The sequence below is a fragment of the Streptomyces sp. P17 genome, from assembly GCF_032436805.1.
In the GTDB taxonomy this organism is placed as follows: Bacteria; Actinomycetota; Actinomycetes; order Streptomycetales; family Streptomycetaceae; genus Streptomyces.
The window spans coordinates 1-246 of record NZ_JAVRBF010001315.1; the positions used below are offsets into that span (position 1 = coordinate 1).

Annotated in this window: 1 protein-coding gene; it reads right to left on the reverse strand. The window is 64.2% G+C overall.

Features of this window, described 5'->3' with window-relative positions:
- Positions 1 to 246 (reverse strand): CsgG/HfaB family protein (locus RMT89_RS44815; RefSeq protein WP_315889496.1); only part of this gene is annotated, 246 nt, incomplete at both ends.

The window sequence follows — 246 nt, forward strand, 5'->3', positions numbered from 1 at the left end:
TCCACGACCTCCTGGGTCTTGGTCTCCACTAGGCGCAGGTCGATGGCCACATTCATTACGTAGAGCTGGCCGGTGATCTCGCCGGTGCCCTTGGTGGCGTTCTGCTTGCCGCCGGCCAGATCAAGGCCGGTGGAGCGGATATTATAGTTTAGCTCGGTCACTCCGCCGACCACGTAGAAGTCTGAGCCGGGGATCTGGCCCGACAGGATCTTGAGGTAAGGGGCAGCCGCGCCGGGCGCCGGGGGC